Raw genomic sequence first — 14,300 nt, 5'->3', positions numbered from 1 at the left:
CCCGGCGGGGTCCTCAACCAACCGTGGAGCCGAAGACCTCGTCCCGGACGGCGTTCAGGGCGGTGCGCAGCGCGCCGTGCAGGATCGGTTCCTCGGTCAGCCCGGTGGGCACCACCCGGGGGCGGACCAGGGTGATGGCGGCCACCTCGTGCTGCACCCGCTCGGCCAGCGCGGCCCCTCCGGCCTGGCCGACCTCCCCGGCCAGCACCACCAGCGGAGGGTCCAGCACCACGCAGGTACTGGCCACCCCCAGGGCCAGCCGGCGTGCCACCTCGTCGAGCATCGGCCCCCCGGCCGTACCGGCGGCGATGGCGGCCCTGACCGCCTCGGCGGCGCCACCGTCGGGGTAGCCGTGCTCGCGGGCCAGGCCCCGGATCGCGTCCGCCCCGGCCACCTGCTGGAAGGCCGGCTTGGCCCGGCGGGACACGTCGCGCGGGATCGGCGCCCCGGGCACCGGCAGGTAGCCGATCTCCCCGGCCGCGCCGCTGCTGCCGTGGTGCAACCGGCCGTTCAGCATGATCGCCAGGCCGACCCCGGCGCCGATCCAGACCAGGACGAAATCCTCCACCCCCTGGGCCGCGCCGGACTGCGCCTCGGCCACCGCGGCCAGGTTGACGTCGTTCTCGAAGACCACCGGGGTGTCCAGGTCCTCGCGGAGGGCGGCCAGCAGGCCACGGTGCCAGCGGGGCAGGTCGAAGGCGAAGGTGATGTCGCCGGTGCCCGGATCGACCAGGCCGGGGGTGCCGAGCACGATCCGGCGTACGCTGTCCAACTGCGCCCCGGCGCTGCTGGCGGCCTGGACCACGGCGTTGTGCACCACCCCCACCGGGTCGTCGGTGTCCTGGGTGGACTGTTCCACCCGCCCGACCACCGCGCCGGTGATGTCCGCGCAGGCGGCCACCACCCGTTCCGCCCCGACGTCCACCCCGACGACGTACGCGCTGCCCGGCCGCACGGCGTAGAGCTGGGCGTTCGGCCCCCGCCCGCCGGCCTGCTCACCCACCCGGGCCACCAGGCCCCGCTCCTCCAGCCGTTCCACCAACTGGGAGGCGGTGACCTTGGACAGGCCGGTCAACTCACCGATCCGGGCCCGGGTCAACGGCCCCTGCTCCAGCAGCAGTTCCAATGCCGCGCGGTCGTTGAGGGCCCGCAACAGCCGTGGTGTGCCGGGAAGCCGGGTCGCGCTCATGCCATGTCCTTGATTTTTAGTAAGCGTCGCTAACCATAGCTTCGCCTCGAACGGGTAGCCGTAGCGTATCCGCAGCAGGTGAGCGAATCGCTCAGCCGATCCGACATCACGATCAACATCTCGACATCGGGAGGAGGGTGCGTGCGCCGGGATCCGGGACTTCGCCGGCTGGCCCTGGGCACCCTGCTGGCCGCGTACCCGGGGCCGGTCCCGCCGGACTGGGCGGTCGAACTGGTAGCCGAGGGGCTGGCCGGGCACACCCTGTTCGGGACCAACATCGACACACCCGCGCAGGTGGCGGCCAGCACGGCCGCCCTGCGTACCGGCCGGGCCGAGGTCCTGGTGGCGATCGACGAGGAGGGTGGGGACGTCACCCGGTTGGCGCACGCCACCGGCAGCCCGTACCCGGGCAACGCGGCGCTCGGGGCGATCGACGACGAGGGGTTGACCCGGGAGGTCTACCGGGCCATCGGCGGGGAGTTGGCCGCCGTCGGGGTCACCGTGAATCTGGCGCCCGCGGTCGACGTCAACAGCACCGAGGAGAACCCGGTGATCGGCACCCGGTCCTTCGGGACCGATCCGGTGCGGGTGGCCGCCCATTGCGCCGCCGCGGTCGGCGGTCTTCAGGCCGCCGGGGTGGCCGCCTGCGCCAAGCATTTTCCCGGGCACGGCGCCACGGTGACCGACTCCCACCACGAACTGCCCACCGTGGAGGTGTCCCCGCAGGTGTTGCGCCGCCGGGACCTGCCGCCCTTCGCCGCGGCGATCGCGGCCGGGGCCAGGGCGGTGATGACCGCCCACATCCGGGTACCGGCCCTGACCGGCACCCAGCCCGCCACCTTCAGCCGCGCCGTCCTGGTCGACCTGCTGCGCCGGGAGTACGGCTTCACCGGCGCGGTGATCACCGACGCCTTGGAGATGAAGGGTGCCGCCCTGGCGGCCGGCGGCATCGCCCCCGGGGCGGTACGGGCCCTGGCCGCCGGTGCGGATCTGCTCTGCATCGGGGCCAAAGTGGACGCTGCCCTGGTCGAAGGGGTGGTCGCCGAGGTCGTAGCGGCGGTGGGCGATGGTCGGCTGGCCCGGGAACGGGTAGAGCAGGCCGCCGGACGTGCTGCGGAACTGGCCGAGTGGACCCGCCACACCGGCCCGACCCCGGTCCCCTCCCCCGACCTGGGGTACGCGGCGGCCCGCCGGGCCCTTCGGGTGGAAGGTGTGCCGACCCGCTCGGTCGATCCGTTGGTGGTGCAGGTGCACGCCCGGTCCACCATCGTGCAGGGGCGGGTGCCGTGGGGCCTCGGCCCGCATCTGGACGGCCCGGAGCTGGTCGAGGTGGTGGCCGCCGAGGCCGACCCGGATGAGCTTCGGCGGCGGGCCGGTGACCGTCCGATCGTGCTGGTCGGCCGACGGCTGCACCGGCTGCCCGGCGGGCCGGAGCTGGTCGACGCGCTGACCGCCGCCCATCCGGTGACCGTGGTGGAGATGGGTTGGCCGAGCGGGTGGCGGCCGGTGGGCAGCCGGGCCTTCGTGCTCACCTACGGCGCCAGCCACGCCAACGGTCGGGCCGCCGCCGAGGTGCTGGGCCTGATCCGCTGAGGCGTACGCCACTTCGACCGTCCACTGTTGAACACGTTCAACTCGTCTCCTACACTAGCGATGTCGATACTTGAACACGTTCAAATCGAGGTGTGGCGGCATGGACATCAAAGTCTGGATGTACCTGGTCTATCTGGTGGTCAGCATCGGTCTGACCATCTGGGTGGCCCGGACCCTGGCCCGCAACGGATTGGTCTTCCTTCAGGAGGTGTTCGCCGACGAGCGACTGGCCAACGCGGTGAACAACCTGCTGGTGGTCGGGTTCTACCTGCTGAACCTCGGCTATGTGACCGTGGCGATGCGGCACTCCGGGCTGATCGAGTCGACGAGCGAGGCCATGGAGGAACTGTCCTGGAAGATCGGGCTGGTGCTGCTGGTGCTCGGTGCCCTGCACTTCTTCAACGTCTTCACCCTCAACCGCTACCGCAAGAGCCGGCTCCGTCAACTGGCCACCGCACCCCCGCTGCCGCCGGCCGGGTACCTGCCCAGGCAGCAGCCCCACCCGGCCGCCGCCCCGCCCGCCGGGCACCTGCCCAGGCAGCAGCCCCACCCCGCCCCCGCCCAGGCCCCGGCCCAAGGCCCCGCGCAGGGCCCGGTTCAGGGCCCCGCGCAGCCGCCGGCACCGCCCCGATGAGCACCCGCCAGCCGACTGGTGGACCACCGGATGCCAGCACGCACGGGGGTGCTGGCATCCGGTACCTCACCGTCCTCTACGACGCGCACTGCCCGATCTGCCGGACGGCCCGCGAGTGGCTGGCCTCGCAGGCGCAACTCGTACCCCTGGAGTTCGTGCCGGCCGGCTCGGCCGAGGCCCGGCAGCGCTTCCCCGGCCTGGACCACGAGGCCACCCTGCGCGACATCACCGTGGTGGCCGACGACGGGGCGCTCTACATCGGCGACGGCGCCTGGATCGCCTGCCTGTGGGCGCTGGCCGAGTACCGGGCCACGGCCGAGCGCCTGTCCCGTCCCCACCTGCTGCCGCTGGCGCGAGGGGTGGTGGCCGCCGCCTCGGCGGTCAGGGAGATGGTCCGGGAACCGGGGTCGGTGCCGCCCGGAGGGTCGACCGGATACGGTGGCCCGGATGACCGACCAGTCTGTGCCGACGACCGCTGCGGGTGAGGCGACGACCGCCCGGGGCGAGCAGACCCGGCAGTTGATCCTGGAAACCGCGCTGCGGCTGTTCCGCGAGCGCGGGTACGCCCGCACCACCATGCGCGCCATCGCCCAGGAGGCCGGAGTGGCGGTCGGCAACGCCTACTACTACTTCGACTCCAAGGAACGCCTGATCCAGGAGTTCTACACCCGGACCGAGGAGGAGCACCGAGCCGCGGCACGACCGGTGTTGGCGCGGGAGACGACCTTCACCGCCCGGCTGGCCGGGGTGCTGCACGCGGCCATCGACGTGTCGACCCCCGCGCACGACTTCGCGGCGAGCGTCTTCAAGTTCGCCGCGGAGCCCACTTCACCGCTGAGCCCCTTCTCGCCCGAGTCGAGCGGCCCGCGCCAGGCATCCATCGAACTGTTCGACGAGGTGCTGAGCGGCTCCACCACCAAGGTCGACCCGGAACTGCGTCCCCACCTGCCCGAACTGCTCTGGCTGGCGTACATGGGGATAGTGCTCTTCTGGGTCTACGACCGCTCGCCGGGGCAGGCCCGGACCCGGATGCTCATCAACGGGGCGGTGCCGTTGATCGACCGACTGGTCTCCCTCTCCCGGCTGCGGGTCCTGCGCCCGGTCACCCGGCAGATCGTCGACCTGCTGCGCATGCTCCGCCAGTGATCTCCACTGGGACACGTTTCTCCTGGTCAAGTCCACTATTGGACAGCAGAAGGAGCCGGTGGAGGCTTGCCCTGCCAACGACCCGATACGTAGCGTGATCGGCAGACGTCGTACGCGGACCTGGGGGGGAGGCTGCGGACCGTGGATCCGGCCCGGGATTCACGGTCCGCGCCCTGCCGAGGCGGTCAACCGGGATAGACCCCGTAGGACCCCCAACCCCGATCCGGGAAACCGGCCGCCTCGGCCACCCGGGCCGAGGCCGCGTTGGCTCGGTCGTGCAGATAGGTCGGCACGGCACCCTCGTCGAGCACCCGGCGGGCCGCCTGCGCCACCAGGCACCGGGCCAGTCCCCGCCCTCGGGCGGTCGGCACCGTGCCCACGGCCAGTTCCTGCCCGAACGGGTCGTGCCGCTTGATCCCGACTCCGGCCAGGTAGCGCCCCTGGTCGTCGCGGACCACCAGCACGGGCCGGTCGAAGAGTCGCAGCCAGGAGGGCAGGCCGAGGGTGGTCGGCGCGACCCACGCACCGATCTCCGGCAGCGGCGCGGGGGCCATGCTCCACCGGAACACGTCGTCGTGCACCACCCACCCCGAGGGTCGACCGACCGCTGCCGGCAGCGCGGGCAGTAGGGCCGTGGACCGCTGGGCCAGTTCGCGTACCCCGGCGACCCGGTCGGGTGGCACGGACAGCACCGTGCTCTCGCCGGTGGTGACCGCGATCGCCGGACGCAGGCGGCCGTCCCAGGCCGGGTGGCTGCGTCGCCAGGAACCCACGACGTGCAGCCCCTTGCCCGCCGGCCACTGCCCCAGCCAGGTGGCCAGGTGCAGGTGGAGTCGCCGGTCGCGCACCGTCCACCTCCCGCGCCCTCGCTGCCGCCCGCCCACCCTACGACGGACCAGGGTCACGACGCCGACCCTCCGGAAGGACCCGGTGAGGTGATCTTCGCGCCCCGTCGGAACCAAGGTCATCGTTCCGGCGTCATAGCCAATTCCATACATGTACAACTTTCTCTGGAATGGTGGGCTCATGCCGATGCACCCGGACGACCGTCACCAGCAGGATCCCACCCGGATCTGGCCGTACGACCGGGCGGCGAGTCGCCTCCCCGGCCAGCCTCGGCACCACAGCCGGCGGACCGGCCGACTGTCCTGGGAGACGCTGAACCGGTCCTCGGTCGGGGGCTCGGCCTGCCACCTCAACACCCACTGATCCGCCGGATCTCCCCCGTCACCGGCCGGGTGTCCGGGCCGACTCCGACGGCGAGCCAGCGCCGCCGTTCGCACACCTGTCGGGTAACGTCTGCTGGTCCTTCGACCGGGTTACGACGGGAGCTAGCGCACTCATGGGCAAGAAGACGATCCGCGTCTCCGACTTCAGCGGCACGGTGCTGGGCGCCGACGACGAGGCGGTCCGCGTCGTCGTCCTCGAGCACCCTGATCTGGTGGCCGGGCCCGTGCAGCTGGACGCGACAGCGCTCGAGGTGGAGAGCCTGGACGACGCGGCGCTGGATGTGGCCGTGGTGGAGATCCATGACCGGCACGGTGACGGCGAACCCCGTCGGGTGGTGCTGACCGCCAGCGAGTTCGACGCCCTGGCCACGGAGATGCCGATGGCCCAACTGCTCAGGACCGCCGAGCGGGTCCGCCCGCCGAAGGCCCGCCGGGCCACCGAGAAGATCGACTACGGCACCATCGAGCACGCCGGCAAGCCCCACCGGGGACGGGTCACCGAGGAGGAGGCCCGGCTGGTCCGCGAACACCTCGACGAGGTGAACAAGCGCCTGGCCGACGCCGGCCTGCGCCAGATCGACCCGGCCGACCCGGAGCACGCCGCCCGGTACGGCTTCCCCACCGCCTGATCAGCTATTCGAAGGCCCGGACCTTGGCCAGGGTCGCCACGATCTGCGCCTCCGTGGTGGCCTTGTCCAGGCCCAGCCCGGTCAGCACCCCCTGGCCGTCCTCCTGCTCCAGCAGCGCCAGCAGGATGTGCTCCGTACCGATGTAGTTGTGCCCCAGCCGCAGCGCCTCGCGGAAGGTCAACTCAAGGGCCTTCTTGGCGGCGGCGTCGTACGGGATCAGGTCGGGCACCTCCTCGGCCGCCGGCGGCAGCGCGGCCGTGGCGGCCTGGCGCACCGCCTCGGCCGACACCCCGGCGGCGGTCAGTGCCCTGGCGGCCAGCGCCTCCGGCTCGGCGAGCAGCCCGAGCACCAGGTGGGCCGGGGTGGTGTGGGCGCTGCCGGCGGCCTTGGCCTCGTTGTGCGCGGCGGCGACCACGTTACGGGCGCGCGGGGTGAAGCGTTGGAAGCCCTCCCGGGGGTCCATGGTCCCGGCGACGAAGCGCTTCTGGGCGGCCTGCTTGCTCACCCCCATGCTGCGGCCGATCTCGGTCCACGAGGCCCCGGAGCGGCGGGCCTGGTCGACGAAGTGGCCGATCAGGTGGTCGGCCACTTCACCGATGTGATCGGCGACCATGACCGCCCCGGAGAGTTGATCGAGGGCGCTGGTGTGGGTCTGCTTGATGGTCTCGATCAGGTCGTCGAGCCGGATCGGGTTGTTCATCTGCACAGGGTTCGTCATGCGTCAACCGTAGGTTGACGATGGCCACCCGTCAACCCCAGGTTGACGATCAAGCGGTGAGCCGCGGGGCCCGGTGGTGCGTAAGAGTCGGTGCGGACCCCGGTGGGTAGTAGCCCAGCGGAATCACCGATACGGGAGGCGAGATGGGCGACGCGCAGACGGTCGGCGGGCGACGGCTCTGGTGGTGGCTCGGCGGGGCCCTGCTGGTCGTGGTGGTGGTCCTGGTGGCCAGCTGGACCTGGGTGACCGTGCGCGGCGAGGGCCGATCCGGGCATGTCGTCACCGGTGCCGTCGGTGACCTGCGGGAGGCCACCTTCGTGCTGCTCGACGGCGCCGACGTGATCCGGCTGCGCACCGCCGACCTGGGCGAGGAGGCCTACCGGGTGTCCACCCCGGGTGACGCCGCGCTGCGCCCGGCCGCCTCGCTCACTGAGGGAAGGGTGATGACCAGCCTGCGGGACACCGGCAAGGCCGGCCCGGCGATCGTCGAGGTGGCCCTGCACGAGTCCGTACGATGGCACATCCGGCTCGACGGCGGGGCCAAGGAGCAGCACCTGGACCTCAGCAACGCCCAGGTGGGCGAGATCGAGTTCACCGCGGGAGCCAACCGGATCGAGCTGACCCTGCCCACCCCCACCGGAACCCAGCGCACCGTGCTCGGCGGCGGCGCCAGTCAGGTCCTCGTCCGCCTGGCCGGCGACGCACCCGTCCAGGTCCGCGCGGGCGGCGGTGCCGGCACGGTGACGGTCGACGGCACCACCCACTCCGGGGTGGCCGGGGGCACCACCTTCACCGCCCCGCAGTGGGCGGAGGCGGCGGACCGCTACGACATCGACGCCACCGCCGGAGTCTCCGGCCTGACCGTCGAGCGTACCGAGGCCGACCGCTGATCCAGCCCGGATACGGTATGTGCCGCAGGCGTACGCACCATCGGGTCGGTATGCCGGTGGTGGTGAAGGGACCGAGAGCATGCGGCTACACGTCGGCTGCGCCATGTGGACGCACAAGGCGTGGCAGGGACGGCTGCTGGCACATCCCCTGCCGGCTGAGGAGCGGCTGCGGCACTACGCCGGGTGGTGCGACGCCGTCGAGGGCAACACCACCTTCTACGCCACCCCGGCCCGGGAGACGGTGGCCTCCTGGGCCCGGCAGACCGACCCGGACTTCCGGTTCGTGCCGAAGGTGCCCAAGGTGGTGACGCACGAGCGACGGCTGACCGAGGTGACCGAGCCGATGCGTGCCTTCCTGGACGCGATCGAGCCCCTGGGCCCGCGGGCCCACGCCCTCTGGGTGCAGCTCCCCCGTTCCTTCGCCCCCTCGGACCTGCCCACCCTGGCCCGGTTCCTGCGCCGGATGCCGGCCGCCCACCGGTGTGCGGTGGAGGTTCGCCACCCCGAGTTCTTCACCGACCCCTCGGCGGCCCGGCGGCTGGAGGCGGTGCTCGCCCAGACCGACGCCGAGTGGGTGCCCTTCGACACCACGACCTTCTTCGCCGAGCCGCCGACCAGCGACGCCGAGCGGGACGCCTGGACCAAGAAACCCCGCACCCCGCTGCGTACCCGGGCGCTGACCGACCGGCCGATCGTCCGCTATCTGGGCCGCGACGACCCGGACCGTACGGTCGAGGGGTGGCAGCGGTGGATCGACATCACCGTGGGTTGGCTGCGCGAGGGACGCTCCCCCACCCTGTTCATCCACACCCCGGACAACGCGCAGGCACCTACCCTGGCCCGCCGGTTCCACGACGAGGTACGCGCCCGGGTACCCGAACTGGCGCCCCTACCGACTCCGATCCCGGTCGAGCCCACAACCCTCTTCTGACCCTTGCGGCCGGGGGGTCGGCGCCGAGTCGCCGCCCCGGGATCGGCCGGAACGCCGGGTCACCCGGTAGGCGCGGGCCAGTTGGCCCGGCCAGCCCAGGAAACGGTCGAAGATGTCGGCGGCGCTGCCGGTGAGACTGGGGCTCAGCCGGTGCAGATCGTCGATGGCGTCGCACAGGCAGCCGGCCAGGTAGAGCCGCAGGCCCACGGGATCGGTCGCGTAGTCGGCCAGCAGGGCCAGCTTGGCCCGGGTACACGGCCAGGGTTGACCGCACTGGCGGCACATCCACAGCGGACGCATCGGCGGATGCTCCACCGGTTCGGTGGCCAGCAGATGCGGGAGCGGAGCCTGGTCCTCCTCAGCCATGACCGCCCCGTCCTCCACGCGCGGGGATGCCGGCCGGGCAGGTCCACTCCGGAACGGTGATGCGTCGGTGCCTCACACAGTAGGAGACCGCCGGACCGCCCGGTGAATAACGGAAATCGGGTCAGGCCCAGGGATCGCGTACGACGAAGGAGCTGGCGGCCGTGAAGGCCGGGCTGCCGTCCGGGACGTCCAACCAGAAGCCGCCGTCGCGGTAGTGCACCACATGCGAGGGGTAGTTGTACGACCGGAGGATCACCGATCCGGTGCCGCCGCCCGGCCCCGGGCAGAAGGTGGCGTCCTCCCGGAAGATGGTGGTGTCCTCCCTGCTGCTGAACTGCACCTGCATCCCCCAGTGCCGCAGGTATCGCCCGTCGGCCAGGCGCAGGGTGACGCAGTCGGAGTCGGCCAGTCCGCGACCGACCGTGAAGGTGGCCCGCTGCCGGTCCGGCCGAGGGCTGGCCGCGTCGACCTCGGCGAGTTGGGCGTACTTGCCGTCATGGCTGAGGTAGCGACCGGCCACCTTCACCGATTCCAGCGACCAGGTGCCCGGCGGGATGGTCCCCGGTGGGATGGTCGGTCCGTTCGTCGGCGGGGGGGCCGCGGTCGGCGGAGGCGCGACCGGCGGCGGGGTGGCGAAGGAGGGCGAGGGGGCCGGGGACCGTCGGGCCAGGGAGGGTTGGGCTGGCGAGGTCTCGGCGGAGGGTGCCCGGGTGGCCGCCACCGGGGCCGCCGTGGTGGGTGCCGCGATGGCGGCCGGTGGGTTCGATGCCGACCCGGGTTGCAGCACCACCAGGGTCACCGGGGCGACGAGCAGGGCCGCCCCGGCGGCCAGGCCGGCCACCGGGTGGGCACTGACCATCTGGGCCAGCTTGCCGAACAGGGTGCCCGGGGTGCCGCCGCCGACCGTCGTCGTGGCCGTGGTCGTGACCGTCGTGGTGGCCGAGGCCGCCAGGGCGGGGGTGGCCAGGGTGGTCGTGGTCAACAGCCCCTTGGCGGCCAACGCGGCGGCCAGACCGGCCGGCACCACCAGCGGGGCGATGCTCAGCAGCAGCCGTTCCGTGGGCACCTGACCCTGGGTGAGAGCGGAGCAGGTGGGACAGTCCCGGGTGTGCCGGGCGATCCGCTTGCGCCACACCGAGGTGGGGACCCCGTCCCAGCCGTCCAGGGTCTCGGTCAGTCCGGCACAGCGTGGCCGCACGGCCAGCGCCGCGACGATGACCCGGCTCAGTTCGAGTTGCTCCCGCATCCGTTGCAGGCGTACCCCGACCTGCGCCACCCGGGTGTCGCAGGCGGCGGCGATCTCCCGGCGGGTCAACTGGCCGGCGCACTCCTGCCACCACAGGGACAGCATCGGACGGTGGTTGGGGTCCAGCCAGCGGGTCGCGGCCACCACCTGACGGCGCTGGTCGGCCAGGTGCAGCCGCAGGATCGCCTCGTCCTCGACATCACCGGCGGCCGACAACAGGTCGGCCGGGTCGACCATGGTGGTCCGGTGGTTGGCGGTACGCAGCCGCTGCCGGTGGGTGGCGATCTGCCGCACCGCGATCGCCACCAGCCAGGACCGGAAACTCTCCGGGGCGCGCAGGGCGGGCAGGTCCCGGATGACCCGGATCAGGGTCTCCTGGACCACGTCGTCGATGTCGGGGTGACCGTGCAGGGCCCGACCGACGATGTTGTAGAGCAACGGCAGATGGGCGGCGATGAGGCGGTCACGAGCCGAACCGTCGCCCGACTGCGCTGCGGTGACGAGTTCCACGTCATTCGCAGTGATCGCCATCCAGCACCGCCCCAATGTGGAGTCCCCCGCCGAGCACGACGTCACACCCTAACCAGAACGCGCCCGGTGATCGAGTGGCCCTCCCCTTTCATTCAATGAAAGACGTGGTCCCGATCACCGTTGTCCCCGGCATGATCCGGCTGGCGGGACGAGGAGGAGGGATCCCCATGGCGTTCGCACGCAACCAGTGGTACGTGGCGGCCTACGGCAGCGAGGTAGGGCGCGACCTGCTGGCCCGTACGGTGCTCGGTGAGCCGCTGGTGCTGTACCGCACCGAGGCCGGGGAGGCGGTGGCGCTGGCCGACCGGTGTGTGCACCGGCGCTACCCGTTGTCGGAGAGCCGGCTCGACGGCGACACCATCGTCTGCGGCTACCACGGCTTCACCTACGACCAGACCGGCTCCTGTGTCTTCGTGCCGGGGCAGCAGCGGATTCCGCGTACCGCCCGGGTCGCGGCGTATCCGGTGGTGGAGCAGGACTCCTTCATCTGGGTGTTCATCGGTGACCGGGAGCGGGCCGATCCCACCACGATTCCCCGCGCCCCCTGGCTGGTCGACCCCCGGTACGCGGTGGTCCGTGGGATGGCCCCGCTGAACGCCCGGTACGGCCTGCTGGTGGACAACCTGCTGGACCTGTCCCACGAGACCTATCTGCACGGTGGCTACATCGGCACCCCGGAGGTGGCGAACACCCCGATCACCACCGAGGTGGACGACGAGCGCGGCATCGTCTACGTCAGTCGGCACATGGACGACGCGGAGTGCCCGCCCTTCTACGCCCGCTCGACCGGCATCCAGGGCCGGATCACCCGCTGGCAGGACATCGAGTACCACCCGCCCTGCCTCTACCTGCTGCACAGCCGGATCGCCCCGCAGGGGGTGTACCCGCCGGCGCAGGGCGAGGACAGCGAGGCCTTCCACGCCGAGATCGTGTACGCCATCACCCCCTCGACGGAGAACACCACCTACGACTTCTGGGCGGTGGCCCGGGACTTCGCGATCGAGGACGAGTCCGTCAGCGAGTACCTGCACCAGAGCAACCACACCGTGGTCATGCAGGACGTCACCGCCCTCAACATCCTGGAGCAGGTGATCGCCGCCGAACCGGAGAAGTACCAGGAGCTGAGCATCAACATCGACACCGGCGGCCTGGCGGCCCGGCGGCTGCTGGCCCGCCTGGTCGACGCGGGGAGGGTGGAGGCGACCCGGTGAGCGGCCCGGCCGGCATGCTCACCGGCGACCGGGTCTACCGGATCCACTGGATGCCGGGCACGGACATCCTGCGCGGGGTCTGCCACTGCGGTGCCGAGCGGGTGGCCGAGGAGCCGGTGGAGCTGTGGGAGTGGCTGCTCGCCCACCCGCAGGGCCACCAGGCGGTGACGCCTCCACCCGAGGTGCCTACCCGTACGGCGGTGCCGGCATGACCGAGATGTATCTGATGGTCACCGCCCGGGAGCAGGTGGCCGACGAGGTCGTGGCGATCACCCTGGCCCGCCCGGACGGCGGCCCGGTGCCGCAGTGGACCCCCGGGGCCCATCTCGATCTGCTGCTCGGCCCGGACCTGGTCCGCCAGTACTCCCTCTGCGGTGATCCGGCGGACCGGTCCGGGCTACGGATCGCGGTGCAGCGGGAGCTTCAGGGGCGGGGCGGGTCCCTGCTCGTGCACGACCGACTGACTCCCGGGGCCACGGTCGCGGTGCACGGCCCCCGGAACAACTTTCCGCTGGTGGCGGCGGGACGGTACCTCTTCATCGCCGGGGGCATCGGCATCACCCCGATCGGCCCGATGGTCGCCGCCGCCGACGCCGCCGGTGCCGACTGGCAACTGGTGTACGGGGGACGCAGCCGCGCCACCATGGCCTTCGCCGACTCCCTACAGAAGAAGTACGGCGACCGGGTACGCCTGTGTCCGCAGGACGAGACCGGCCTGCTGGACCTGCCCGCGCTGCTGGGTCCTCCGGAGGCCGGGCTGGTCTACTGCTGCGGGCCGGAGACGCTGATTAAGGCGGTGGAGGAGCACTGTTCCGGCTGGCCGCCGGGCAGTCTGCACGTCGAGCGGTTCACCCCGGCCACCTCCGCCGGGAAGGTCGGGGAGGTCGACACCGCCGTGGAGGTCGAGCTGACCCTCTCCGGCCGGACCCTCACCGTGCCGGCGGGGGTGCCGATCCTGCAGGCTGTGGAGGAGGCCGGGGTGCAGGTGCTCTCCTCCTGCCGGGAGGGCACCTGCGGCACCTGCGAGACGCCCGTGCTGGCCGGAGTGCCGGATCACCGGGACAGCCTGCTCACCGAGCAGGAGCGGGCGGCCGGGGACACCATGATGATCTGTGTGTCCCGGGCCCGTACCCCCCGGCTGGTCCTGGAGCTGTGACCGGCGCAGGCGCGATGATGGCGGGATGCAGGCGCAGCCCGGCCGGTCGGTCACCAGCAAGGTGCTGGCGCTGCTGGACGCCTTCACCCCGGCCGCTCCGGCGCTGACCCTGACCGAGTTGGCCCGCCGCGCCGGGTTGCCGTTGCCGACCGCCCACCGTCGGGCCGCGGAGCTGGTCGCCTGGGGGGCGCTGGAGCGGGGTGAGGACGGGCGGTACCGGATCGGTCTGCGGCTGTGGGAGGTGGGCTCGCTGGCCCCCCGGGGTCTGGGGCTGCGGGAGCTGGCCCTACCGATCATGGAAGACCTCTACGAGGTGACCCACGAGAACGTCCAACTGGCCGTCCGGCAGGGGCTGGAACTCGTCTTCATCGAGCGGATCGCCGGACGGCACGCGGTGCCGGTGCTGACCCGGGTCGGGGGTCGGTTCGCGCTGCACGCCACCGGGGTCGGGCTGGTCCTGCTCGCCTACGCCCCGAACGAGGTCCAGGAGCAGGTGCTGGCCGCACCCCTGGAGCGCTACACCGAGCTGACCATCACCGACCCCCGGCGGCTGCGCCGCTGCCTGGCCGAGGTGCGCCGGGCCGGGTACGCGGTCAGCGACCGGCAGGTCACCATGGACGCCCTCTCGGTCGCCGCACCGATCCGTACCCCCGAGCAGGTGGTGGCCGCGATCTCCCTGGTGGTCGCCCACGACCGGGCCGACCCCCTGGCCCTGGCGCCGCTGGTGCAGGCCGCCGGGCGGACCCTGTCCCGGGCCCTGGGCGCCTCGTACCGGCAGCCCTCGGGCCGGGTGCCGTCACCACCCCGCCCGGAGACCCAGTAACTTAACTG

Annotated in this window: 16 protein-coding genes and 1 pseudogene; 12 read left to right on the top strand and 5 right to left on the bottom strand. The window is 72.3% G+C overall.

Going from position 1 to position 14,300, the window contains the following annotated elements:
* Nucleotides 1-13: 13 nt before the first annotated feature.
* Entirely contained in the window at nt 14-1,189 is a 1,176-nt protein-coding gene (locus ABZ795_RS04960; RefSeq protein ID WP_357528940.1) for an ROK family transcriptional regulator, read from the bottom strand.
* A gap of 141 nt (nt 1,190-1,330) precedes the next feature.
* On the opposite strand from ABZ795_RS04960, the gene ABZ795_RS04955 reads away from it, so the two are divergent.
* The 4 genes from ABZ795_RS04955 to ABZ795_RS04940 all read left to right on the top strand — a co-directional run bounded on the left by ABZ795_RS04955 (nt 1,331) and on the right by ABZ795_RS04940 (nt 4,562).
* The gene (locus ABZ795_RS04955) at nt 1,331-2,782 is read left to right on the top strand and encodes a glycoside hydrolase family 3 N-terminal domain-containing protein (protein WP_357528938.1); all 1,452 of its coding nucleotides are present in this window, start codon (nt 1,331-1,333) and stop codon (nt 2,780-2,782) included.
* A gap of 100 nt (nt 2,783-2,882) precedes the next feature.
* Entirely contained in the window at nt 2,883-3,416 is a 534-nt protein-coding gene (locus tag ABZ795_RS04950; RefSeq protein WP_357528936.1) for a hypothetical protein, read from the top strand.
* The gene (locus tag ABZ795_RS04945) at nt 3,413-3,901 is read left to right on the top strand and encodes a DCC1-like thiol-disulfide oxidoreductase family protein (protein WP_357528934.1); all 489 of its coding nucleotides are present in this window, start codon (nt 3,413-3,415) and stop codon (nt 3,899-3,901) included. Before ABZ795_RS04950 ends, ABZ795_RS04945 begins: the two co-directional genes overlap by 4 nt.
* Entirely contained in the window at nt 3,864-4,562 is a 699-nt protein-coding gene (locus ABZ795_RS04940) for a TetR family transcriptional regulator (protein WP_357528932.1), read from the top strand. The genes ABZ795_RS04945 and ABZ795_RS04940 overlap by 38 nt, the downstream gene beginning before the upstream one ends.
* Nucleotides 4,563-4,747: 185 nt before the next feature.
* Here the strand turns inward: ABZ795_RS04940 and ABZ795_RS04935 are convergent, their stop codons facing one another.
* A complete protein-coding gene (locus ABZ795_RS04935; RefSeq protein WP_357528930.1) occupies nt 4,748-5,410 on the bottom strand; it encodes a GNAT family N-acetyltransferase in 663 nt (220 codons plus the stop codon).
* A gap of 178 nt (nt 5,411-5,588) precedes the next feature.
* Between ABZ795_RS04935 and ABZ795_RS04930 the strand changes: the two genes are divergently transcribed.
* Both ABZ795_RS04930 and ABZ795_RS04925 read left to right on the top strand, forming a co-directional pair.
* A complete protein-coding gene (locus tag ABZ795_RS04930) occupies nt 5,589-5,771 on the top strand; it encodes a hypothetical protein (RefSeq protein ID WP_327022381.1) in 183 nt (60 codons plus the stop codon).
* 133 nt (nt 5,772-5,904) lie between these two features.
* Nucleotides 5,905-6,420, top strand: coding sequence for a hypothetical protein (locus tag ABZ795_RS04925; protein WP_327022382.1), 516 nt, complete (start codon nt 5,905-5,907; stop codon nt 6,418-6,420).
* A 4-nt stretch (nt 6,421-6,424) separates the two neighbouring features.
* Here the strand turns inward: ABZ795_RS04925 and ABZ795_RS04920 are convergent, their stop codons facing one another.
* Entirely contained in the window at nt 6,425-7,138 is a 714-nt protein-coding gene (locus tag ABZ795_RS04920; RefSeq protein ID WP_357528927.1) for a Clp protease N-terminal domain-containing protein, read from the bottom strand.
* Between the two features lie 143 nt (nt 7,139-7,281).
* Between ABZ795_RS04920 and ABZ795_RS04915 the strand changes: the two genes are divergently transcribed.
* On the top strand, nt 7,282-8,028 hold the full coding sequence (locus ABZ795_RS04915) for a hypothetical protein (protein ID WP_357528925.1): 747 nt from the start codon (nt 7,282-7,284) through the stop codon (nt 8,026-8,028).
* A 103-nt stretch (nt 8,029-8,131) separates the two neighbouring features.
* Nucleotides 8,132-8,959 carry a DUF72 domain-containing protein gene (locus ABZ795_RS04910; RefSeq protein ID WP_357529028.1) on the top strand — a complete coding sequence of 276 codons (828 nt, stop codon included), beginning with the start codon at nt 8,132-8,134 and terminating at the stop codon, nt 8,957-8,959.
* A gap of 57 nt (nt 8,960-9,016) precedes the next feature.
* On the opposite strand, the pseudogene ABZ795_RS04905 reads toward ABZ795_RS04910, so the two are convergent.
* Nucleotides 9,017-9,325 (bottom strand): annotated as a pseudogene (locus tag ABZ795_RS04905) (hypothetical protein); the annotation flags it as partial.
* Between the two features lie 121 nt (nt 9,326-9,446).
* Nucleotides 9,447-11,102 (bottom strand): sigma-70 family RNA polymerase sigma factor, encoded by a 1,656-nt coding sequence (locus tag ABZ795_RS04900; RefSeq protein ID WP_357528923.1) that lies wholly within the window; start codon nt 11,100-11,102, stop codon nt 9,447-9,449.
* A 167-nt stretch (nt 11,103-11,269) separates the two neighbouring features.
* On the opposite strand from ABZ795_RS04900, the gene ABZ795_RS04895 reads away from it, so the two are divergent.
* From ABZ795_RS04895 to ABZ795_RS04880, 4 genes are read left to right on the top strand one after another with little or no spacing between them, the layout of a single operon-like run.
* Nucleotides 11,270-12,313, top strand: coding sequence for an aromatic ring-hydroxylating dioxygenase subunit alpha (locus ABZ795_RS04895; protein WP_357528921.1), 1,044 nt, complete (start codon nt 11,270-11,272; stop codon nt 12,311-12,313).
* Complete coding sequence (locus ABZ795_RS04890) at nt 12,310-12,525, top strand: hypothetical protein (RefSeq protein WP_357528919.1); 216 nt, start codon at nt 12,310-12,312, stop codon at nt 12,523-12,525. The genes ABZ795_RS04895 and ABZ795_RS04890 overlap by 4 nt, the downstream gene beginning before the upstream one ends.
* Nucleotides 12,522-13,469 carry a PDR/VanB family oxidoreductase gene (locus ABZ795_RS04885; protein ID WP_357528917.1) on the top strand — a complete coding sequence of 316 codons (948 nt, stop codon included), beginning with the start codon at nt 12,522-12,524 and terminating at the stop codon, nt 13,467-13,469. Before ABZ795_RS04890 ends, ABZ795_RS04885 begins: the two co-directional genes overlap by 4 nt.
* 25 nt (nt 13,470-13,494) lie before the next feature.
* On the top strand, nt 13,495-14,292 hold the full coding sequence (locus tag ABZ795_RS04880) for an IclR family transcriptional regulator (RefSeq protein ID WP_357528915.1): 798 nt from the start codon (nt 13,495-13,497) through the stop codon (nt 14,290-14,292).
* Nucleotides 14,293-14,300 lie beyond the last annotated feature (8 nt).

The sequence above is a fragment of the Micromonospora sp. NPDC047134 genome, from assembly GCF_040643455.1.
GTDB lineage: Bacteria > Actinomycetota > Actinomycetes > Mycobacteriales > Micromonosporaceae > Micromonospora.
Note: the sequence above shows the minus strand (reverse complement) of the source record. Positions and strands in the feature narration are given on the sequence as shown.